The sequence below is a fragment of the Streptococcus entericus DSM 14446 genome, from assembly GCF_000380025.1.
In the GTDB taxonomy this organism is placed as follows: domain Bacteria; phylum Bacillota; class Bacilli; order Lactobacillales; family Streptococcaceae; genus Streptococcus; species Streptococcus entericus.
Map to the genome: position 1 here is coordinate 14259 of NZ_KB904158.1, position 22144 is coordinate 36402.

General features: G+C 44.4%; 24 protein-coding genes. 17 read left to right on the forward strand and 7 right to left on the reverse strand.

Translation table 11 applies throughout. From position 1 onward, the window contains the following. Positions 1–624, forward strand: a complete 624-nt coding sequence (udk, locus tag A3GW_RS0103115) for a uridine kinase (protein ID WP_018367863.1) — start codon at positions 1–3, stop codon at positions 622–624. Between the two features lie 65 nt (positions 625–689). On the opposite strand, the gene A3GW_RS0103120 is transcribed toward udk, so the two are convergent. Next, the gene (locus A3GW_RS0103120) at positions 690–1625 is read right to left on the reverse strand and encodes an Rgg/GadR/MutR family transcriptional regulator (protein ID WP_018367864.1); all 936 of its coding nucleotides are present in this window, start codon (positions 1623–1625) and stop codon (positions 690–692) included. 337 nt (positions 1626–1962) lie between these two features. Between A3GW_RS0103120 and A3GW_RS0103125 the strand changes: the two genes are divergently transcribed. Next, the gene (locus A3GW_RS0103125) at positions 1963–5202 is read left to right on the forward strand and encodes an LPXTG cell wall anchor domain-containing protein (RefSeq protein ID WP_018367865.1); all 3240 of its coding nucleotides are present in this window, start codon (positions 1963–1965) and stop codon (positions 5200–5202) included. Positions 5203–5287: 85 nt separating this feature from the next. Here the strand turns inward: A3GW_RS0103125 and A3GW_RS0103130 are convergent, their stop codons facing one another. Beyond that, positions 5288–5920: a copper homeostasis protein CutC gene (locus A3GW_RS0103130; RefSeq protein WP_018367866.1), complete on the reverse strand. Its 633-nt coding sequence runs from the start codon at positions 5918–5920 to the stop codon at positions 5288–5290. 111 nt (positions 5921–6031) lie between these two features. Between A3GW_RS0103130 and A3GW_RS0103135 the strand changes: the two genes are divergently transcribed. The 14 genes from A3GW_RS0103135 (at position 6032) to radC (ending at position 18046) form a co-directional block, all read left to right on the forward strand. Next, positions 6032–6409, forward strand: coding sequence for a RidA family protein (locus A3GW_RS0103135; RefSeq protein ID WP_018367867.1), 378 nt, complete (start codon positions 6032–6034; stop codon positions 6407–6409). A gap of 32 nt (positions 6410–6441) precedes the next feature. Beyond that, a complete protein-coding gene (locus tag A3GW_RS0103140) occupies positions 6442–7023 on the forward strand; it encodes a xanthine phosphoribosyltransferase (RefSeq protein WP_018367868.1) in 582 nt (193 codons plus the stop codon). A gap of 182 nt (positions 7024–7205) precedes the next feature. After that, positions 7206–7382 carry a 30S ribosomal protein S21 gene (gene rpsU, locus A3GW_RS0103145; RefSeq protein ID WP_018367869.1) on the forward strand — a complete coding sequence of 59 codons (177 nt, stop codon included), beginning with the start codon at positions 7206–7208 and terminating at the stop codon, positions 7380–7382. Positions 7383–7500: 118 nt separating this feature from the next. Continuing rightward, positions 7501–8769, forward strand: coding sequence for a bifunctional folylpolyglutamate synthase/dihydrofolate synthase (locus A3GW_RS0103150; protein ID WP_026216565.1), 1269 nt, complete (start codon positions 7501–7503; stop codon positions 8767–8769). 72 nt (positions 8770–8841) lie between these two features. After that, entirely contained in the window at positions 8842–9741 is a 900-nt protein-coding gene (gene murB / locus A3GW_RS0103155) for a UDP-N-acetylmuramate dehydrogenase (protein WP_018367871.1), read from the forward strand. A 54-nt stretch (positions 9742–9795) separates the two neighbouring features. Next, entirely contained in the window at positions 9796–10950 is a 1155-nt protein-coding gene (locus A3GW_RS0103160; protein WP_018367872.1) for an ABC transporter ATP-binding protein, read from the forward strand. Beyond that, positions 10934–11728 carry an ABC transporter permease gene (locus tag A3GW_RS0103165; protein WP_018367873.1) on the forward strand — a complete coding sequence of 265 codons (795 nt, stop codon included), beginning with the start codon at positions 10934–10936 and terminating at the stop codon, positions 11726–11728. Before A3GW_RS0103160 ends, A3GW_RS0103165 begins: the two co-directional genes overlap by 17 nt. After that, positions 11725–12501 carry an ABC transporter permease gene (locus A3GW_RS0103170; RefSeq protein ID WP_018367874.1) on the forward strand — a complete coding sequence of 259 codons (777 nt, stop codon included), beginning with the start codon at positions 11725–11727 and terminating at the stop codon, positions 12499–12501. The genes A3GW_RS0103165 and A3GW_RS0103170 overlap by 4 nt, the downstream gene beginning before the upstream one ends. Then, positions 12494–13561: an ABC transporter substrate-binding protein gene (locus A3GW_RS0103175; RefSeq protein WP_018367875.1), complete on the forward strand. Its 1068-nt coding sequence runs from the start codon at positions 12494–12496 to the stop codon at positions 13559–13561. The genes A3GW_RS0103170 and A3GW_RS0103175 overlap by 8 nt, the downstream gene beginning before the upstream one ends. Before the next feature lie 328 nt (positions 13562–13889). Continuing rightward, positions 13890–14819 (forward strand): metal ABC transporter solute-binding protein, Zn/Mn family, encoded by a 930-nt coding sequence (locus tag A3GW_RS0103180; RefSeq protein ID WP_018367876.1) that lies wholly within the window; start codon positions 13890–13892, stop codon positions 14817–14819. Beyond that, positions 14816–15244: a pneumococcal-type histidine triad protein gene (locus A3GW_RS0103185; RefSeq protein ID WP_018367877.1), complete on the forward strand. Its 429-nt coding sequence runs from the start codon at positions 14816–14818 to the stop codon at positions 15242–15244. Before A3GW_RS0103180 ends, A3GW_RS0103185 begins: the two co-directional genes overlap by 4 nt. Positions 15245–15367: 123 nt before the next feature. Beyond that, on the forward strand, positions 15368–16192 hold the full coding sequence (locus A3GW_RS0103190) for a Cof-type HAD-IIB family hydrolase (RefSeq protein ID WP_018367878.1): 825 nt from the start codon (positions 15368–15370) through the stop codon (positions 16190–16192). Between the two features lie 16 nt (positions 16193–16208). After that, positions 16209–17321, forward strand: coding sequence for an AI-2E family transporter (locus tag A3GW_RS0103195; protein WP_018367879.1), 1113 nt, complete (start codon positions 16209–16211; stop codon positions 17319–17321). Positions 17322–17362: 41 nt separating this feature from the next. Further along, a complete protein-coding gene (radC, locus tag A3GW_RS0103200; protein WP_018367880.1) occupies positions 17363–18046 on the forward strand; it encodes a RadC family protein in 684 nt (227 codons plus the stop codon). Positions 18047–18275: 229 nt separating this feature from the next. On the opposite strand, the gene A3GW_RS0103205 is transcribed toward radC, so the two are convergent. Beyond that, positions 18276–18974 carry a gamma-glutamyl-gamma-aminobutyrate hydrolase family protein gene (locus A3GW_RS0103205; RefSeq protein ID WP_018367881.1) on the reverse strand — a complete coding sequence of 233 codons (699 nt, stop codon included), beginning with the start codon at positions 18972–18974 and terminating at the stop codon, positions 18276–18278. Positions 18975–19141: 167 nt separating this feature from the next. Next, complete coding sequence (locus tag A3GW_RS0103210; RefSeq protein WP_018367882.1) at positions 19142–19783, reverse strand: redox-sensing transcriptional repressor Rex; 642 nt, start codon at positions 19781–19783, stop codon at positions 19142–19144. A gap of 81 nt (positions 19784–19864) precedes the next feature. On the opposite strand from A3GW_RS0103210, the gene A3GW_RS10735 reads away from it, so the two are divergent. Then, positions 19865–20269, forward strand: a complete 405-nt coding sequence (locus A3GW_RS10735; RefSeq protein ID WP_051070793.1) for an ATP-binding cassette domain-containing protein — start codon at positions 19865–19867, stop codon at positions 20267–20269. 173 nt (positions 20270–20442) lie between these two features. On the opposite strand, the gene A3GW_RS0103220 is transcribed toward A3GW_RS10735, so the two are convergent. From A3GW_RS0103220 to A3GW_RS0103230, 3 genes are read right to left on the reverse strand one after another with little or no spacing between them, the layout of a single operon-like run. Further along, on the reverse strand, positions 20443–20664 hold the full coding sequence (locus tag A3GW_RS0103220; protein WP_018367884.1) for a DUF4649 family protein: 222 nt from the start codon (positions 20662–20664) through the stop codon (positions 20443–20445). 12 nt (positions 20665–20676) lie between these two features. Beyond that, on the reverse strand, positions 20677–21024 hold the full coding sequence (locus A3GW_RS12015) for a DUF1831 domain-containing protein (RefSeq protein ID WP_018367885.1): 348 nt from the start codon (positions 21022–21024) through the stop codon (positions 20677–20679). A gap of 3 nt (positions 21025–21027) precedes the next feature. Continuing rightward, positions 21028–22143 (reverse strand): cysteine desulfurase family protein, encoded by a 1116-nt coding sequence (locus tag A3GW_RS0103230; protein ID WP_018367886.1) that lies wholly within the window; start codon positions 22141–22143, stop codon positions 21028–21030. Between the last annotated feature and the right edge of the window lies 1 nt (position 22144).

Genomic DNA, 22144 nt, shown 5'->3' on the forward strand with positions numbered 1-22144 from the left:
ATGCGACAAAAACCTATTATTATCGGTGTGACAGGTGGATCTGGTGGTGGAAAAACAAGCGTTTCTCGTGCGATTTTAGCTAATTTTCCAGATGCCAAAATCGCCATGATTGAACATGATTCCTACTATAAAGACCAGGCCCACTTAACCTTTGAAGAGCGGGTGAAAACCAACTATGACCACCCCTTAGCCTTTGATACGGACTTGATGATTGAGCACCTAAAAGAGTTAATCGCTGGTCGTCCGGTCGACATCCCGATTTACGACTACACCATGCACACAAGGAGTGACAAATCCTATCGTCAAGAGCCACAAGATGTTTTTATTGTTGAAGGGATCTTGGTGTTAGAAGACAAGCGACTGCGCGATGTCATGGACATTAAACTGTTTGTGGACACAGATGACGACATTCGGATTATCCGTCGGATTAAGCGCGATATGGAGGAGCGTGGGCGCAGCCTTGACAGTATCATCGAGCAGTACACGACAGTGGTCAAACCCATGTATCATCAGTTTATCGAGCCAACCAAGCGCTACGCCGACATCGTCATCCCAGAAGGCGTGAGCAACCTGGTGGCAATCGACTTGATTAACACAAAAATCGCAACGATTTTAGGAGAGTAATAATAGCGGTATCGCCCCTGATTGTCAATCAATCGAGGACGCTACCGCTTTTTGTGTGGCAAGTATTAGTAAGGATCAAAAGGAATGCCTGTTTTGTTAAGAGAGTGAACCACTTCAACATAATTATTCATATACTTTATGGCGTAGGGGCTATAGTAGACCTCGCCAAATAGTTTCAGAGTATTTACAATGGTTTTGGCCAGTTCTAATCCCTCTATCTTATTTTGGCGGATGAGGTGAGAGGCTTTGAACATGGCTAGGAAAAATTTTTCATCCCAAAAATTGATGTATTTATCGTCTCGAAACATATTCTCCATCCTAGCGATTAGCTGGTCGGCATATTGGAAGGATTTTTTTCTTGATAGGTAGCCAACAGTATAGTTAGCAATGATGAAACGAGATGCCCAGTTGTCCTTGACTTTAGGGGGATTAGCTTCAAAATCATCCAAGAATTTATGAATATGAAAATGAACAAACTCGGGTTCAAACAGTCTCAGGCATTGATAAAATAGACTCTCTTCCAGCACTCCCCAAGTTTCAACTTTTTCAAAATGCTCAAAAATAAGTGAAAACCTAGTTTCTTCTTTATTGATAGGTACTAGATTTCCCTTTCGAGAAGAAATGGCCAATTCAGTGGCTAGTCCGATTAGTTTTGACAGTTTAGGATTTTCAGGAATATCAATCTCCAGCTGTTCAATAACATCTGCTAAGGTATGATAATGACCAGTATTCTGAATATTATTCATCTCAGTTGCCTGTTTACTCAATAAGTCCATGACTGTACACCCATCATAGAGCGTCAGCAAGTCTTCCCAGTCTGCACCAATGGCGAGCAATAAACGATTAAGATTATCGACGCTTGTAGACGTTTCTTCCTTTTCAAACCGCCGTAAAGCTGCCGGTGTCATAATTGCACCATTGCGACAGGCTTCTTTGATGCTATAACCACGCTTTTCTCGGAGTACCTTAAAAGCTGATCCAAAGGTATGCTTTTGTTCCATAAAACCTCCAAATTTTAGTCCATACAAATCCGAAATAAGTTTACTTGCCATCAAAAAGAGAGTGCTTTCATTTGCCATCAGTATATCATAATTTTTAAAAAATCACTAATAAAGATACAAAAGTTTCTTTTGCCATTGAAAACAATGGTTGTAAGCGATATTTTCAATGTTGAGGAAAAGATAGTATCCTTTTTTACAAATTGATTATATTTAGATGTAAAATGAGGTGAAGGTGAATCTGGGAAGTTCTCTGATTTGTAACGGTCATAGTTGTCGCCAACAGACAATGAAAGAGGCTGTCAGTCATCTCAATAACTATCATCATGGAGGTAGAGGAATGAAGAAAAAACATTTTCTCTTTACATCAATGGCCATCGCAGCGATTTTGTCTGCTAATGTGGCTCAGGCAGAGGAGCTAGCCAAGTCCTCTAACGATGCGGACAAGGAGCTGGTGATTAGTGATGCTCAACCAAAGGCTTCTGAGGCAGAAACTGGAACGACAAGAGCTAAGGCGGTCGCAGGGCCAGCTAGCACTCAACAAGACCAAGAGGATAAGCAAAATCCTCAGCCAGATCAGGCAAGTCACTTACCAGAAGGGGCAGCCCCGCATTCCGTAGCGACGAGCAGTACATCTCCAGCATCGATTGTACTGGTAACGGAGACGGCTGCTAAGCCTAAGGTTAGCGAAGTAGTGACATCACAGACAGAGTTTTTTACACCTGATGTTAATGGGACATCTGTTGACGTTTCGACACCCTATCTTCGTTTAGAAAAACTGGATCATCCAGTCGTGGTGACCCAGCACCTGATTAACGAGGAAACAGGTAAGGTCAGCGCATCGTCTACTGTTGCCCAAAATGGGGTCGTTAATCCAAACCTTGACGCAGACAAACAGGATTTGAGACCGTATGTATCATTTCAGTATAAGGATTTAGCTGTTGGGCGGTATCGGTCAGAGTTTACCTTTACTGATTTGGAGGACAGGGTGCTGGGCATTGACAGTGCCAGTCAGGATAAACTGGCTAGCTACCCTATCATTGAGGTGAAAGCCTTAGAGTTTGTTGAGCCGACCCTCCTCAGTGTCACAGCGGATAAGGCTAGTGTTAAAAAGGGTGAAACGGTCACCTACACCTTCACCTTTGACCGCTCAGCTTTTAAGTCTGATAAGTCTATCAAGATGAATTATAAAGTTGATCAAGGAGACAATCAGGCCCACTCTTATTCTCATTATGATCATATCTACAGCGATGGTCGAATGACGGTCTCTGTTACAGGCTGGCTTCCAGGAGATATTAGTCTCTCCTTTGCTGAATCGGACAGCTACAGTATCTTTGATAATCAGAGCGATGACTATAAGCAAGTGGCGAGCATTAGTCAAGAGATGAAAGATAAGATTAAGACCTTACTGCCAAAAGTCGTCGTCCTTGATGAAGAGCAAGAAAAAAACACAGGTGTCAAAAAAATCAGCCTCCTACATGTCAAGGCAGACGGCACTGAGCTTGTTTTACCACCGCACAGGGATCGCACAGATGATTTCCGTCCTAACTACCAGCTCATCACCCTAGCAGTAGGGGATAAGCTGGTCTACGATATTGAGCTCGAAGACGGTAAGGCTGGTGGAACGGCTTCAGCTAATTTTTATTTCGGAGGTGCACCTAAAAAAACCGAAGACGGCAACTATGAAAAAAATTATGATGTGAGCTACTTTACTGCTTATGAGCACATTGAAAAAACCACACCTAACTTCCGCTTAGAGCTGCCAATTACTGCCAATTACTACGGCACGCTAAATAGTGGCTATATTGACATTTATAGCAACGACAAGCGTTTGGATGATGCCTACGAAAAACTCGACGCTTACAGTGGCTATCTCTTTAGTGTCGACAACCCTAAACCAAGTGTCAGCTTTACTGCTGTCGCCCCTGAACGTGAGGTCTACTACCTAGGAGAGTTCCCAACCTTAACCGCTAAACTCTCAGAAACTATCGACCTGAATCAAGTTGATGCTATCGAGCTTTGGCTAGCAGGTAACACAACCAGTTATAGCGATGTCCGCCTATCCCCTGTCACAGTGTATAAGGACATCACGGATGCTGATGGCAAGCGGATAGATGGGGAGTGGGTGCTGTCCGATGAGCGTCTCTTCTCAACTACTGATTACCAAAATAAGAAAGTCGGTATAGTTTCCTATACCAAGGCTGTTGTTCGTTTCAAAGACGATAGTAAAGTTGAGGTTGAGTCCTTCCCAGGACTGAACTATCGGATCAGCGATGAGAAAAAGTACATCGAGAGTGGCGCGGGTGCTTTCTTAGTATCAGGTCAAGATAAAGCTCACACCCTGTCATCCAGCCCCATCTGGACAGAACTGGGACGAGTTCCAGAAGCCTTGCAGAACCGAGCTCTGAGAACTCATAAGGTTTTACTACATGATTCAGCAGGTCGCCTTGTGAAGCCGACAGAGACTGACTTGATATTCTATGACTATGACTTGACATCGGAGAGTGATGTTTACTACTATCTGCCCCTCTCTGGTCAGCTGACCAAACTCACTCCTAAGCCTTATCATAACAAACGGTATTCTGTGCCTGTCACTGAGACAACAGGGGTCTATGTCATTGCTGACAAAAAAGGAGCAGAGACGATCAATACCCATAACCAAAGTAAAATTTTAACCCAGTCTGATACAGATATCTATGTCCGTGTGACGGAGAGTGACATTAACGCTGTTGCCTCAATCAAGGCAGAAAAGGTTACAGAGACTAGTATTTTAGAAAAATTACCTGAAGAAATCAAGCCTCAAGACATCGATCTCTTTGATATCAAGACTTTAGATAAGGACGGGAAATTCGTCCAAATTAAGGCAGAAGCAACGGTAACACTGCCTGTAATCCCTGGACGGAAAGTGACGAAGATTATTTACTTCTTGCCTGAAACAGGAGCAGTAGAAGAGCTAGCTCATGAGTGGCATCAAGAGCTCAATCAAGTTATCTTTAAAGTTAGTCATTTTTCAAACTATGGTGTCGTTTATGAAGCACAAGCGAGTCAGCCAGAACCAGAAACACCATCTCCTAAGCCAGAAGAGACAACACCACAACCAGGAGTAGTTCCACCTAAACCAGATGGGACAACACCACAACCAGGAGTAGTCCCACCTAAACCAGATGGGACGACACCAAAACCAGACGTAGTATCCCCTCAACCAGGAACACCTACCTCAAGACCAGAAGTGACGACTGTTCTGTCAAAAGAGCGTCACAAGCTCTTGCTGACTGTTGATCAGTCCCAGCTCACTGACCAGCAGAAAGGTCAATTAGCAGAGCAAATCGCTTTTGCTGAGACTGAGCAAGAACTGGCAAAAATCAAGGTAGAAGTTGAGAAATTAGTGGCACAAGGCACAACCTCACCAGTCGATGGCAAGCTGAAGGCTCTCTCATCAGAGGCACCTCGTCCTAGCACCTCAGAGGCTAAGACAGGTCTGCCAAAAACTGGAGAACAGTCTCACTTTGTGACTGTGGCAACTGGTATCGGTTTGCTCTTGAGCAGTTTAGGTTTGGCTAATCGTCGGAAACGTTGCTAAGCGACCTAATAAGTTAGCTTAAACTAGTGAAATGACCTTGCCTCTTTGAAGAAGCAAGGTCATTTTGGTATGCTTTGTTGGCTGGTTACAACAAACCAGTGCCGTGGACTTGGTTGGTGCCTGTCTGTGCGAGCAAGTCAGCATAGTTGGTTTTGTTGACACCGCCACCGAGGAGAATCTCGATGCGACCGTCAGCGTGGCTAATCAAGGTCTTGATATGATCGATGTTGTCAAAAATGTTGCGACGTTTTTCTGAACCATGAAGGAGAAGGCGCTTGAAACCGAGCTCAATCAGCTGGTCGAGGGCTGTTGTCTGCTCTGCTATTGGTACCAAATCAAAAGCCATATGAAAGACCATGTCTACCCCTTGGCAAGCGGGCAAGAGTTGCTCGATAGCCTCTGTGTCGATGCGGTTATCCGGCGTCAGACAGCCAAAGACTAGAGCGTCGCTCTCTAGCTCAACCGCGCGGAGGATATCCTCCTCCATGATACGGAGCTCGATGTCGTTATAGACAAAGTCACCGCCGCGAGGGCGAATCATGGTTGCGACAGTAATCTGGTTGTCGTGGAGGAAACGAGCAGCTTCCTTGATGACACCGTAGCTGGGAGTTGTTCCCCCAACAGCTAGGTTATCACAGAGCTCAACACGGGTGATGTCCGTTCCGACCAGGCGGTGGAGGTCAGTTAGGTTTTCGGCGCAAAATTCTTTTGTAATCATCTTAGTCTCCTTATTTTTAGTGATAATTCATTATAACATAAGGCGTTAACGGTTGCAATTTTCGGCTATTTTTTGTAGAATGAAGACAGAAAACAGGAAAGTGAGATAACGATGAGAACGATTAACACCCCTCATGCACCAGCAGCTATCGGTCCTTATGCCCAGGCTAAGGTCGTCGGCAATTTGCTCTTTACCAGCGGTCAGATTCCCTTGTCAGCAGAGACAGGAGAGATTGTCGGCACAACCATCGAAGAACAGACCCAACAGGTTCTAAAGAACCTGGAAGCCATTTTGACTGAGGCGGGGACAAGTTTTAATAAGGTTGTCAAGACCACTTGTTTCTTGGCAGATATGGCTGATTTTGTGGCGTTTAACAGTGTTTATGAGACGGCTTTTACAGCAGAAGTACCCGCTCGCTCTGCCGTTGAGGTCGCTCGTTTACCGCGTGATGTCAAGATTGAGATTGAAGTGATTGCAGAGATTGGGTAAACTCTAAAAGGCTACGAGCAGAGGAGGGGATGATGAAATTATTAGAAGAACGTATTTTAGCGGATGGTCGTGTTTTAGGGGAAAACATTTTGAAGGTTGATAGCTTTTTGACCCACCAAGTGGACTACCAGCTGATGAAGGCCATCGGTCAGGTCTTTGCGACTGCCTATGCTGAGTGTGGGATTACAAAGGTGGTGACCATCGAAGCCTCAGGGATTTGCCCTGCCCTCTACACTGCTGAGGCGCTGGGTGTTCCCATGATTTTTGCTAAAAAGCATAAGAACATCACCATGACTGAGGGCATCTTAACGGCTGACGTTTATTCCTTCACCAAGCAGGTGACCAGCACTGTCTCGATTGCAGGTCGGCTCTTATCCGCCGAGGATAAGGTCTTGATTATCGATGATTTTTTGGCAAATGGCCAAGCTGCCAAGGGGCTTGTCGACATCATCAGTCAGGCTCAAGCTAGCATAGCTGGTGTCGGCATCGTTATCGAGAAATCCTTCCAAACAGGCCGCCAAGTGCTGGAAGATTTAGGTGTTCAGGTGACATCTCTGGCTCGGATTGAGCGATTTGAGGACGGTCAGGTGGTCTTTGGACCAGCAGATGCTTAGGGATGCATGATGATACTAGATGCAAGAGTTAGAGATAGTCATGTGGCATGCTTGGTAGAAATTTTTGGCCTCATCTAGACTCTTTATAAAAAAGTCTACAAATCTCTTGACAGCTCTGCTATTTTTCGGTAGAATAGCTAAGAACGTGAAAATGTTACATTATCTTGAGGAGGTGAAAAAATATGTCAAAAACAGTTGTCCGTAAGAATGAGTCACTTGACGACGCACTCCGTCGTTTCAAACGTGCGGTTGTGAAAGCTGGTACTCTTCAAGAGGTGCGTAAACGTGAGCACTATGAGAAACCGTCTGTGAAACGCAAACGCAAATCAGAAGCTGCTCGTAAACGTAAGAAATTCTAATGTTTAGCGAGCGCAAACAATGACTGTGATAGAGGCTGGGACTTAAGTCCTCGCCTCTATCTTGTTTTTTAGCGCTGGATGATTTGGGTTTATAGAGACTTAAAAAGGAAGAGGAATGATCAATTTTCAAGAGGCTTTTGAGTGGTTGAAAACGAGCTTAAGTTTTGGGATAACGCCAGGTTTAGAGCGTGTCCAGTGGCTATTAGAGCAACTCGGCAACCCTCAACATCAGCTAGCTGCCATCCATGTGGTTGGGACAAATGGCAAGGGTTCAACGGTTAACTATCTAAGACATATCTTTCAGGAGGCAGGGTATACTGTCGGCACCTTCACCTCGCCGTCTATCATGGATTTTAGAGAGCGAATAGCGGTTAATGGTCATATGATCAGTCGTGAGGATTTTGCTAAAGCAGTTGAGCTCCTTCAGCCAGTAGTGTCTCGTTTGGAAAGCGAGACGGACTTTGGTCCTGTGACGGAGTTTGAGCTAATAACCCTAATCATGTTTATTTACTTTGCTCGCTTACATCCAGTGGATTTAGTGGTGATTGAGGCGGGCTTGGGTGGTCGGTATGACTCGACCAATGTGTTTACCCCGCTGGCAGTTATTTGTACCTCTATTGGTCTTGACCATCAGAATTTTCTAGGAGATACTCATCTGGCGATTGCTGGCGAGAAAATTGGTGTGCTAAAGAAGGGAGTACCTCTGATTTTCGCTGAAAGTCGTTCGGAGGTGCGCCAGCTTTTTTACCAAACCGCTAATGATTTGAGTAGTCCTGTCTATGAAAAGGGCAAGCATTTTGACCTCACAGAGACTGACACAGGCCTTACCTTTTCTGACGAAGAGGGGCAATTAACAAATCTCCTATTGGCCATGCCAGGTCAACACCAGGTATCAAATGCTAGTCTAGCGCTGATGACCAGCCGCCTGTTGGCAAAGACTTACCCAAATCTTACTGATGAGCACATCAAAAATGCTCTGGCCAAGAGCTTTTGGTTGGGACGGACGGAATTTATCTTCCCAAACCTCATGATTGATGGCGCCCATAATGATGAAAGCATCAAGGCTCTAGTCGATGTCTTACAGCAAGATTATGCTGACAAGACGATTCATATTCTCTTTGCGGCCATAGATACCAAGCCTGCTCACTCTATGTTGCAGCAGCTACAGGGATTTGCTGACCTGACCGTCACGACATTTGATTATCCCAAGGCCTATGCCCTAGAGGCTTACCCTGAAGCCTATCCCCGTGTAGCGTCTTTTGAAAAATGGCTAGCGCGGTTGGAGGAAGCAAGAGAAGAAGATCTTTTTGTCATTACAGGCTCACTTTATTTTATTGGTCAAGTGAGACGACATCTTTTATCACCTCAAGGCTCGTCAAATGCTTGAGCTTTTGGTATAATAGATAAGATTGCTCTATTTGTGCAATTAGTTTGACACGGAAAAGAATAATAACGACACATGAAACAACACATCATAGACACCTTAGCAGGTATCGATATTCGGTTTGACGAGCCACTGAAACCCTATACCTACACAAAAGTCGGTGGTCCGGTTGACTACCTTGCATTTCCTAGAAACAAATTTGAGTTGGAACGCCTCGTTCGCTTTGCCAATCAGGAAAACATTCCTTGGATGGTTTTGGGAAATTCAAGCAATATCATCGTTCGCGATGGGGGTATTCGTGGATTTGTCATTATGTTTGATAAATTCAATACAGTGACGGTTAATGGCTATGTTATTGAAGCAGAAGCAGGAGCCAACTTGATTGAAACGACCAAAGTTGCTCAGTTTCACAGTTTGACTGGCTTCGAGTTTGCCTGTGGCATTCCTGGCAGCATCGGTGGGGCGGTTTTCATGAACGCAGGTGCTTACGGGGGTGAGATTGCTCATATCCTCTCATCTGTCAAGGTGATGACCAAATCAGGTGAGATAAAAACCCTTGATGCTAAGGATATGCGTTTTGGCTATCGCCAGTCGCTTATTCAGGAAACGGGCGATATCGTTATCTCTGCTAAGTTCGCCCTAAAACCAGGTGATTACACATTGATTAGTCAAGAGATGGCGCGATTAACCCATTTACGCGAACTCAAGCAGCCACTGGAGTTTCCGTCCTGTGGGTCTGTCTTTAAGCGACCAGTCGGACATTTTGCAGGTCAGCTCATCATGGAAGCTAATCTCAAAGGGCACCGTATCGGTGGTGTTGAAGTCTCAACCAAACATGCAGGATTTATGGTTAATGTGGCTGATGGCACTGCCCAAGATTATGAACAGTTAATTGCCCATGTGCAGGCTGTCGTGAAAGAACGAACAGGCATTGCGCTTGAGACAGAAGTACGAGTGATTGGAGAAAAGGGATAATCCTCTTGAGTGGATTAGTCCGATAGAAATAAGACAAAGTGAGGAAAACAGGCAGTGACACAACCGATTATCGCCTTTAAGAATGTCACCAAGACATTCGAGGACAGTGGTACGCAGGTGCTGAAAAATATTAATTTTGAACTAGAAGAAGGGAAGTTCTATACCCTTTTGGGGGCTTCTGGTTCAGGAAAATCAACCATACTGAACATCATTGCAGGACTTCTTGACGCGACTAGCGGTGATGTCTATTTGGATGGCAAGCGGATTAACGATGTCCCAATCAACAAGCGGGATGTCCACACCGTTTTCCAAAACTATGCCCTCTTCCCCCACATGAACGTCTATGAAAATGTGGCTTTTCCGCTCAAGCTGAAAAAGGTGGACAAGGATGAGATTGACCGCCGTGTGGCAGAAGCCCTGAAAATGGTGCGTCTGGAGGGCTATGATAAGCGACCTATTCAGAAATTGTCTGGCGGTCAGCGCCAGCGGGTAGCCATCGCCCGTGCCATTATCAATCAACCGCGGGTGGTGCTCCTAGATGAGCCCCTATCAGCTCTTGATTTGAAATTGCGGACGGAGATGCAGTATGAGCTCCGTGAGCTCCAGCAGCGTCTAGGCATCACCTTTGTGTTTGTCACCCATGATCAGGAAGAGGCGCTTGCCATGAGTGACTGGATTTTTATTATGAACGAAGGCGAGATTGTCCAATCAGGAACGCCAGTTGACATCTACGACGAGCCCATCAACAACTTTGTGGCAACTTTCATCGGCGAATCCAATATCTTGCCTGCTACCATGATTAAGGACTATTTGGTGGAATTTAACGGCAAGCAATTTGAAGCTGTGGACGGAGGGATGCGCCCTAATGAACCTGTTGAGGTGGTCATCCGTCCAGAGGATTTGCAGATTACCCTGCCAGAAGAGGGCAAGTTGCAGGTTAAGGTTGATACCCAGCTCTTTCGAGGGGTTCACTATGAAATTATCGCCTATGATGACCTCGGTAACGAATGGATGATTCATTCGACCAGAAAGGCTATTGTCGGGGAGGTCATTGGGCTAGACTTTGAGCCAGAAGACATCCACATCATGCGTCTCAACGAGACAGAAGAAGAGTTTGATGCTCGTATCGAGGAGTATGTCGAGGTCGAGGAGGTTGAGGACGGTCTCATCAATGCTATTGAGGAGGAACGTCATGAAGAAAACCTCTAGTTTCCTGGCTGTGCCTTACTACCTTTGGCTGGTTCTCTTTGTTGTTGCGCCTGTTGCCTTGATTTTTTGGCAGTCACTCTTTGATGTGCAAGGGAACTTTGGACTTGCCAACTATCAGACCTTTTTCAGCAGTAACACCTACCTGCGGATGAGTTTTAACTCGGTCTTCTACGCTGGTGTCATCACCCTGATTACCCTAGTCATCGCCTATCCTTTAGCTTACCTCTTGACCAAGCTCAAGCACAAGCAACTCTGGCTCATGCTGGTTATCTTGCCGACTTGGGTTAATCTCTTGCTAAAAGCTTACGCTTTTATGGGGATTTTCGGTCAGCAGGGAGGAATTAACAGCTTTTTGAGCTTTATTGGGATTGGTCCCCAGCAGATCTTGTTTACGGATTTTTCCTTCATTTTTGTGGCTAGCTATATCGAGCTGCCCTTTATGATTTTGCCGATTTTTAACGCCTTAGACGACCTTGACCAGAACTTGGTCAATGCCAGTCGAGATCTTGGCGCTAACGAGGTGCAGACCTTTAGCAAGATCATCTTTCCCTTATCGCTTAATGGCGTCCGATCAGGGGTTCAATCGGTTTTTATCCCAAGTCTGAGCTTGTTTATGTTGACCCGCCTGATTGGTGGTAACCGAGTGATTACGCTGGGAACGGCTATTGAACAACACTTCTTGACCACGCAGAACAAGGGGATGGGTTCAACCATCGGAGTCGTTCTGATTGTGGCTATGATTTTGACCATGTGGGTGACAAAGGAGAGACGGAAATGAAAAAATTAGCAAATCTTTATCTGGGTTTAGTCTTTGTCACTCTCTATGCCCCTATTGTTTACTTGATTGTTTATTCTTTCAATGCTGGGGGGGACATGAATGCCTTTTCTGGGCTGACCTTGGAGCACTACGGTACCATGTTTGGCGACAGTCGGCTCATGTTGATTTTGGTGGAGACCTTTTTCCTGGCTTTTCTGAGTGCTCTCTTAGCGACGGTGATTGGCACCTTTGGGGCTATCACCATCTACCAGCTGCGACAGTCGTCGCAAAATGCTCTTCTGGCTGCTAATAACGTGCTCATGGTTGCGCCTGATGTCATGATTGGAGCGAGTTTTCTCTTGCTCTTTACCTTTTTAGGGTTTCAGCTGGGGATGGTCTCTGTCTTGCTGAGCCATGTGGCCTTTTCGATTCCTATCGTGGTGCTCATGGTTCTGCCGCGTTTGAAAGAAATGAATGCTGACATGATTAACGCTGCCTATGACCTTGGGGCAAGCCGTTTTCAGATGATGAAAGAAGTCATGTTGCCTTATTTGACCCCAGGGATTATAGCCGGCTACTTTATGGCCTTTACTTACTCGCTGGATGATTTTGCGGTGACCTTCTTTTTGACAGGAAATGGGTTTTCGACCTTGGCTGTGGAGATTTACTCTCGGGCGCGTAAGGGGATTTCACTTGAAATCAATGCCCTGTCAACCATCGTCTTTCTCTTTAGCATCTTGCTGGTGATTGGCTACTACTTTATCTCTCAAGAGAAGGAGGACAAGCATGCGTAGATTATATGCCTTTTTAGGGGGTGTTATCGCCATCGTCGCTCTGCTATTTTCCATCAGTCTCGTGATGAAAAAGACCAATGATACAGGCGGCAATAAGCTAGTGGTCTATAACTGGGGGGACTACATCGACCCTGAGTTGTTGGAGCAGTTTACTGAAGAGACAGGCATCCAGGTGCAGTATGAGACCTTTGACAGTAACGAAGCCATGTACACTAAGATCAAGCAGGGTGGGACAACCTATGATATCGCGGTGCCGAGTGACTACATGATTGACAAGATGCGGCGCGAGGACCTTTTGGTCAAGCTGGATAAGTCTAAACTGGAGGGGCTAGAGCACATCGGTCAGGAGTTTTTGGGCAAGAGTTTCGATGAAAGTAATGACTACTCCATTCCTTATTTTTGGGGAACGGTAGGGATTATTTACAATACTAGCCTGATTGATGAGGAAATCGCTCACTGGGAGGATCTCTGGAATCCTGACTTTGAAAACAGCATTATTCTGGTGGACGGGGCGCGTGAGGTCATGGGCTTCGGGCTGAACAGCATGGGCCATAGTCTTAATTCAAAGAACATGGCAGAGCTGACAGCTGTTGCTGAGCGGCTCAACCAGCTGACACCAAACATCAAGGCCATCGTGGCTGATGAGCTCAAGGGGTATATGATTCAGGGGGATGCAGCTATTGGCGTGACCTTCTCAGGAGAGGCCAGTGAGATGCTGGATGCCAACGAGGACTTGGTTTATGTGGTCCCAAGCGAAGGCTCCAACCTCTGGTTTGATAATCTTGTTATCCCTAAAACGGTCAAACACGAAGAAGAAGCCTATGCCTTTATCAATTTCATGTTGCGACCAGAAGTGGCCGCCCAGAATGCGGAGTATATCGGTTACGCCACACCAAATACCAAGGCAAAGGCACTTTTGCCTGCTGAGATTACTGAGGACGAGGCCTTTTACCCTAGTCAGGAAACCGTTGAAAAGCTAGAAGTTTACGATAACCTTGGTCAGAAATGGCTGGGCATCTATAACGATTTGTTCCTACAATTTAAGATGTATCGGAAATAGGACTAGCAGCAAAACCAATTTTATCTAGCTGCTGAAATCTATTAACAGCCTAAGGTTAAGATCGCATCGAACACTTGATTAAGTTTATTAAGGGTGATCCGTTTAGAACGAGATTTGTGACGACATTGCTAGCTAGCCTTGTCGTCACCAGTTTAACCTGTAGCCCTTTCCCTATCCAAAAAAGAACAGGATTACTAAACAGCAGCTCAACAAGATTGAGATGGTTAGCCATCACCATCCTCTAGTTGGGCTGTTTTTCTGATTGACATTTGTTTGGGGAGCTGGTACACTATTCTTAACTGGTAGTTTACTGATTAAGGAGAAGATGATGGCATCCCGCGTGCGCTGGTTTTTTTATTTGGTTAGTTTAATTGCTTTAGTTGGTTGCAGTGCTCAGCCAGATCAGAATATTGAGAAAAAAGGGCTAAAGATTGTCACTAGTTTTTACCCCATGTACGCCTTGGTCAGTGAAGTATCTGGGGACATTAACGATGTTCGCATGATTAACTCAGCAGCAGGTATCCACGATTTTGAGCCTTCTGTGAGTGACGTCCGAGCCATTTATGATGCCGATGTTTTTATTTACCACTCCCACATTTTAGAGAGTTGGGCTGGTCGATTGGACCCCAATTTGAAAGGTTCCTCGGTTCGTGTGTTAGAGGTATCCAAAACCTTGCCACTAGAGCGGGTTGAGGGTTTAGAAAAGTTTGTTGTTAAGGAAGGGATGGATGACAGTAGCCTCTATGATCCACATACTTGGTTAGACCCTGTCTTGGTTGGTCAGGAAGCCCTGGCCATAGCAGAGCAACTCAGTCAGATTGATCCCAGCAATCGTCTCGTTTATGAAGAAAATGCTCAGGCTCTCAAAGATAAGGCTGATGTTCTGGCTGAGACATTCCAGCAGCGATTTGAGAGTAGTCGACAAAAAACCTTTGTTACCCAGCACACGGCGTTCTCCTATACTGCCAGACGCTTTGGTTTGAAACAACTTGGTATCACGGGCGTGTCTGCTCAAGAGCCTAGTCCTCGTCAGCTGGCGGAGATCAAAGAATTCATCACAACCTACGGGGTTAAGACGATTTTTGTTGAACAAGGAGTTTCGGACAAATTAGCAAAATCCTTGGCAACCTCAACAGCAGTTCAATTTAAGGAGTTGAACACCTTGGAAGCAGATCCTAAGAATGATTTGACGTTTTTAGAGAATTTAGAGGCTAATTTGACGATTTTAGCAGATGTTTTAGCGACGGAGGAAGAATGAAATATAATTTGTTTAAGTTTTTACCATTGGTTTGCTTGCTGGTGTTGACAGCTTGTTCTCAAGAGTCAGCTAATCATCGTGTCTCCTATGTTGAATCAACAGCAACCAGCTCAGCTATTTCCCAGGAGAAGGACAGTCAGTTAAGTCCAGAAGACGTGGCAGAAGCTGAAGGGAATCACGCAGAGCAGATTGTGGTGCAGGTGACAGATGAGGGGTATGTCACAAGTCACGGTGACCACTACCACTTTTACAATGGTAAGGTAGGTTTTGAAGCGTTGATTAGTAAAGATTTAGTACTAAATGATCCTGCCTATGTCTTAAAGCAAGAGGATATCGTTAGTGACGTGGCTGATGGGCATATCATCAAGGTTGGTGATCAGTATTACCTTTACCTAACTCAGGAAACACCAATACATGTACGATGAGCCAAGCAGATAAATATTAGTGTTTATGGTGTGCCAACTGGCACGCTTTTTTCACTTGTGTGGTATAATGTTAGTTAACTAAATAGCTATGTTAGTTGTATGAGTTGAAAAGAAGGATAGAGTATGGTTAAGGTAATTGCAACAGATATGGATGGCACATTTTTAGATCATAGGGGACTTTATGATCGTGAACGATTTGAAACAGTCTTAAAAGAGCTAGATCATCAAGACATCCGATTTGTTGTGGCTAGTGGGAATAATATGGGACGTTTGTCCTTGATGTTTGAGGGTTTTTTAGATAGGATTGCCTTTGTTGCAGACAATGGGTGTCATGTGATTGATCGTGGTGAAGAGCTGGTGCGCAGGACAATGGACAGGCAGTTAGTTGCTGATTTTCTAGCTTATTATCAGGACAAGCAGTCTGATTATTGCATTTCTATCACCACTGCAAACGGTCTTTATCTGTTGGAAAATGCTCATTTTCCGTTTAATCATTTCGCTATCGAAGCTGAACAAATGGCGCTCTTTTTATCTCGCATCAAACGTTTGACCAGTTTTTCTGAGTTGCCTGATGAACCGATCTTAAAACTGGGTATGATGTTACCAGAAGAACAGTGTGATGACATCATTACGGGCTTTAACACTCATTTCTCAGGAAATTTGACTGCCACAACCAGCGGATATGGATCAGTTGACGTTATCGAAACAGGTTTACACAAGGCTTGGGGTCTGCAACATCTCTTGGATAAATGGGGTGTTTCAGCAGAAGACCTCATGGCATTTGGTGATGGGGGCAATGATATTGAAATGCTTCAACTGGCTCATCATTCCTATGCAATGGACAATGCTCCAGATGCAGTGAAAGAAGCAGCTCATTTTCTAGCGCCAAATCATCGTGATCATGGCGTTCTGAGCGTTATTGAACGAGAAGTGCTCACTAAAATTTAAGTGTGAAGGAGATGCTATGAATTTTAATAAATCAGTTGTGCTAACTGTTTTTCTATCTTTTTTATCTTGCTTTTTGCTATGGACCTATTGGTCAAGTGCGGCAGGCTTAGTTGATACAGGCTTCAAGGCTGCACAGCCCTTCTTGCTAGGAGCTGGTATTGCTTATATTGTCAATATTGTCATGAAAGCCTATGAGAAATTATGGCAGATTCTTTTTAAACAAAAAGCCCCTAAGTGGCGACAGTCGGTCTCTCTTTTACTGTCTTATCTCAGTTTCATCTTACTCGTGTTCATCATTTTTAGCGTGGTTTTGCCCGATTTGATTTCAAGTATTAAGACCTTACTAACAGTGGATATTGACCATATTAGAGAGGTGATTGCTGATCTGCAGGAGAAACCGTGGGTGCAAGAGTTGCTTGAAAAAACGGGTGCGAATACGGATTTGAGCCAGCAGATTGCTAATTATAGTCAGCAACTCCTGAATCAGGTCTTAAACATTTTAACCAGCATGTTGACGTCTGCTACCTCCATTGCGAACACTGTCATGACTGTTTTTATCAGTTTAATTTTTTCCATCTATGTTCTGGCAAGTAAAGAGAGTTTGGGACGCCAGTTTTCCTTGCTGATTGATACCTTCACCGGAAAATTTGCTAAGACCATTTACTATTTGATTGGCATCTTTGACCAGCGGTTTCGTGGCTTTTTTGTCAGTCAGAGCTTAGAAGCGGTGATTTTGGGGAGTTTGACCTTTATAGGCATGAGTCTCTTGAAACTCCCTTATGCAGGGACGATTAGCCTTCTGATTGCCTTTACAGCGATTATCCCGGTTGTTGGTGCTTATATTGGAGTAACCATCGGGACCATCCTGATTTTGACCCAGTCTGTTCAACAGGCGATTATCTTTGTTATTTTTGTAGTCTTGCTCCAACAATTCGAGGGCAACCTTATCTACCCACGTGTGGTGGGCGAGTCAATCGGTCTACCTGCCATTTGGGTGCTGGTTGCGATCACTATCGGTGGTGCTGTTGCAGGGATTTTAGGTATGCTAGTTGCTGTTCCGGTCGCAGCTAGTTGTTATCAAATCTTGAAAGATTACATTCATAAAAAAAATAAGACCACCTTGTCTTAAAATCAGTCCTCCATTGCGAATAATCGTGTGGAGGAATTTTTATGTATTCTGTTGAATTTGCGCAGGCCCCTTTACTACCCAGAGAGCGATTGTTAGCTTACGGTGCTGAACAGCTGAGCAATCAAGAGTTGCTAGCTATCTTGCTGCGAACAGGCACACGAGGCGAACCTGTTTTTAATATTGCTAATCAAATCCTGGCGCGCTTGACCAATCTGGCTGATCTAAAAACCTTATCTGTTCAAGAATTACAAGCCTTGCCAGGCATCGGGCAAGTCAAAGCGATTGAGTTCAAGGCGATTATCGAGCTTGCTAGCCGCATCAAAGATGCTGAATTTACTCGCCTAGATCGTGTTCTCAGCAGTCAAGGGTTAGCTAAGAAAATGATGGCAGAGCTAGGAGATAAGAAGCAGGAGCATTTAGTAGCTCTTTATCTGGACAGTCAAAATAAGATTATCCATCGCGAGACCGTTTTTATTGGTGGTGTGAGGCGTTCCGTTGCTGAACCGAGGGAAATTCTCTACCATGCTTGCCGTAGCATGGCGACGTCAGTCATTGTTATTCACAATCACCCATCCGGTGTCTGCAGACCTAGTCCTGAGGACAAACAATTCACCCAAAAATTAAAACGCTGCTGTGATGATTTGGGGGTTATTCTGCTAGATCATCTGATTGTGGGTAAACGACAGTATTATAGCTTTAGAGAAGAAGGAGATGTTTTAAACTAAACAAGAAACCTTTTGAACCTAATTAGTCTTATCGTGATACCCTTTCAAAGTGGCTGGTGTTCTTCAACTGTCAAGTCTCATCCCTAAAATCTGGAAGGGGATCAGACGTAATAGCCAGTAAAAGCAGCCAATAAGGCTGTTAAGTCATGGTCCTTACGCTTTTTTATCTTGACTAATCTAACTGCCATTGAAAAAAATGTGACTGAATAGATAATCCAGTCACAGGTATTTATAATTGGTTAACGACGTAATCAAACAACCGCTCGTCTTCTTGGCTGACCTCGTGCAGCAACTCGGGGTGCCACTGGACGCCTAGGAAACGGAAATTCGGCAGGCTAGACTCGACAGCTTCGATAGTTTGGTCATCCACAGCACGTGCCACCACGCGTAAGCCATCAGCGAGCCTGTTAATGGCTTGACGATGATAAGAATTGATGTGCGCACGTTGCCCATAGACCTTGCCCAGCAAAGAATCCTGTTCAATCGCAATCTGGTGTGTCTTGACATGAGGCAAGTCACTTTGCCAGTGGCTAGCAATATCTTGATGGAGATTGCCACCAAGAGCGACATTGACCAGTTGAGTACCACGGCAAACCGTAAACAGAGGTTTCTGGTGTTGTCTGGCTAACGCGATGATTTTCAACTCGCAGAGGTCACGTTCCAAACTGTAGTCATTTTCAAAGGCATCTTTTTCTTGCCCGTAGAATTTAGGGTCAATATTTTGCCCACCAATGAGAATGAGTTTATCAACCAACTGCACATAAGTTGATAGAAGATCGTCTTGTGTGGTCATTGGAAAGACGAGAGGAATACCGCCAACTTTTTCAACCCCTTTAGCAAACCCTGTTGGGACATAGGTCCACGGAATATTATCAAGTGCGGTGTTGAGGCGTTGATTGGCAAAAATACCGATGAGAGGTTTTGTCATAAATTATCCTTATCTTGTGAGTTATTTGTCCAGTATAGCATAAGAGTTGACGTCTGTAAAATAGCGATTTATGATAACAGTGATAGGAAAATATAAACTAAAAAGGAGTAGGACGCTCTTATCAGCCTTGGGGTGATAGGCGTCACACTCCTTTTGTCAGGAGAGGCTTAACTCTCTTTTTGACGGTTCATAAAGTAGAGCAAGGTTTGAAGTTCGCTCGTTAAGTCCACATACTGGACAATCACGTCATCAGGGACATCGAGATTAACTGGTGAGAAAGACAGGATGCCTTTAATACCAGCATCGACTAAAATATCTGCAATTTCTTGTGACTTCACACTTGGAACAGTCAAAATAGCAGTCTCAATATCTGTGCCCATCAGATGTTTTTTGATGTCTGAAATCCCGTAAATCGGAACATGGTCACCAATGGTTCCTCCGACCATTGGATTCTCGTCGGTATCAAATGCCATGGTAATTTTCATCTTGTTGCGGTCATGGAAACGGTAGTGCAAGAGAGCCCTACCGATATTTCCAACACCGACAATCAACACGTTTGTCACGGCCTTGTCGTTGAGAATATCTGCAAAGAAATCGGTCAATTTTTTGACATCATAGCCAAAACCACGGCGCCCCAGTTCACCAAAGTAAGAGAAATCACGGCGAACAGTCGCAGAGTCAATCCCCATAGCTTCGGCAATTTGCTTAGAGTTGGCGCGTTCGATTTTTTCAGCATTAAATCGTTTGAAAATACGGTAATACAGAGACAGTCGTTTAGCTGTCGCATTTGGAATCGTCTTATCTGACATCACAAGCTCCTTAAACATAATCTATGTCCTATTATAAATAAAGTTTGTGAAAAAAGCAACGTTAAAATTCACAAAGTTGTATTGGTAATTGAACATGTCGAATGTTTACCTTATCTGACCTTGCTAGAGAACTTGAAACTCTTAAAACACCTCTCTCCCAAGATTACAGACGAGAGCATCGACTACTGGATTGATTATTATGGTCTAGGAAAATTTAAGACAATCGCTTATAAAAATCTCTCCTTGGGAACCAAGCAAAAGCTAGCGCTTATTCAAGCTTTTATCCATCAGCCAAAGATTTTGCTCTTAGATGAGCTGATGAACGCTTTGGATGAGCAAAGTGTAGCCTTGACAAAGGACCTTATCCGTTCTTATGGACAAGCAGCTGACCGATTGGTCATTATGACTTCCCATATCTCAGAAAATATTTCTGACTTATGTCACGTTACTTATTTACTTCGAAATGGCAAACTTTATAGACAGTAAAAATAAGCGATATAGAACTAGGTCAGCTAAAAAAACGTCGTTGTCAAAGCCTTGCACGGTCTAGTAGGACAGTCTAAATCTTAAAAGATGGAAGCATAGGGTACTGTGTTTTGTTTAAATATCGAATAGGATTAATGTTAAATAGGCTGGGACAAAAAGTCCCAGCCTATTTACTAATTATATTGACTTCTGTCCAGTTTCATCAGGTAGAAGTAGAGGTCGCCAAATTGACCAGTATAGTCGATGTCATGACCGTTTAAGGTAACTTTGGTGACCTTGTAATGGTCAGCTAATGGTGCAGAGCAGGTCAATTGAGAACGCTCATAGTCCTCATAGCTGTCATATTTGAGCTCAAAGGGTTGTTGTGACGAGTTGAGGTAAGTAATAACTAACATGTTGTCACCTTTCTATTGTTCTGTTTTAGTAAAAATACCACGTTCCACTAAGCTATCCATCAAAAAGTAGAACTTGTCTTGATGCATTTTGTGCTCAGGATTTTTGAAAATATTAACCAAACGAAGACCAGAACGGTCAGTGATGTTCAGCTTGGCTCCGGTCAAATCAGCATTGATGATGAGCTTGAGCGGAAAACCATTACCTGAATTGGGCAACTCCTCCAACAAACGGGTGAGTTCATAATTGCCGACTTTGGTTTGGGTAAAGGTTGTGTCTCGTAAGGTATAGGGCTTGACCGCTGGGTTGATGGTATAGCGGTACTTGCAATCTTTTAATGAAATAGTTTGTTCAAAAGCCATAAGTTATCCAATTACTTTCTTTAAGGTAGTGGCAAAAGCGGTTATCTCTTCTAAGGTGGTGTGATGAGACAGGCTGATGCGGATTGACTGTGTGATTTTTGGGGACTTGTCACCGTATAGGGCGATTAAGACATGGCTGGGTTCGACATTCCCAGCAGTGCAGGCTGAGCCACTTGAGATGGCAAAACCTGCCAAATCCATTTGGGTGAGCAGCAGGGCGTTGTTAGCTCCATCAATTGATAAGTTAATCACGTGTGGCAAGGCCTCGTCAGGACTGTTTAACGTGATGCGCGGATGATTCAGTTGTTGCAATAATTCCTGTTTGAGATGGTGAACAGTAGCTAGATGTTGCTCTAGTTGTTCCGTGCAAGCTGCTAGGGCAGCAACCATCCCTGAGATGCCGATTAAGTTTTCAGTTGAGGCTCTGCGACCGGCTTCTTGATTGCCACCGTGTAGGAGTTTGTCAAATGCCTTTGTTTTAGCATAGAGAAAACCGACACCCTTTGGCCCATAAAATTTATGAGCAGAAGCAGAGAGGAAGTCAATCGGTAAATGATTTAGGGAAATCGGTAGTTTACCAACGACTTGAACAGCATCCACATGAAAAACGGCTTGATGGTTGGCTAAAAGGTTGCCTATTTCACGGATAGGATTGAGATGCCCAGTTTCATTATTGGCCCACATGATGCTGACTAAAATGGTATCAGGTCGTAAGGCTTCCTCAACCTGTTGAGGAGAAATCGTACCGTCCTCAGATGGTGGTAAGAGCGTTACGTCAAAGTCAAAACGTTCCTGTAGATAAGCCAAGACATCAAGTACAGCATGGTGCTCCATCTGACTGGAAATGATATGTTTACCTTTGTTTTGATTAGCTAAAGCATAGCCTTTGAGGGCGAGGTTATTGCTTTCTGTTCCACCAGAGGTGAAAATAAACGCATCAGCATTAGCGCCAAGCAACTGTGCAAGTAACTGCCGGCTTTCCCTTAGTAATTTGCTTGCCTGTCGTCCAAGAGCGTGTAAGCTAGATGGGTTGCCAAAAGTTTCAGACATGGTGGTCGTCATCGCTTGGATGGCAGCTTCTGACAAGGGGCTGGTTGCGGCATAATCTAGATAAATCATC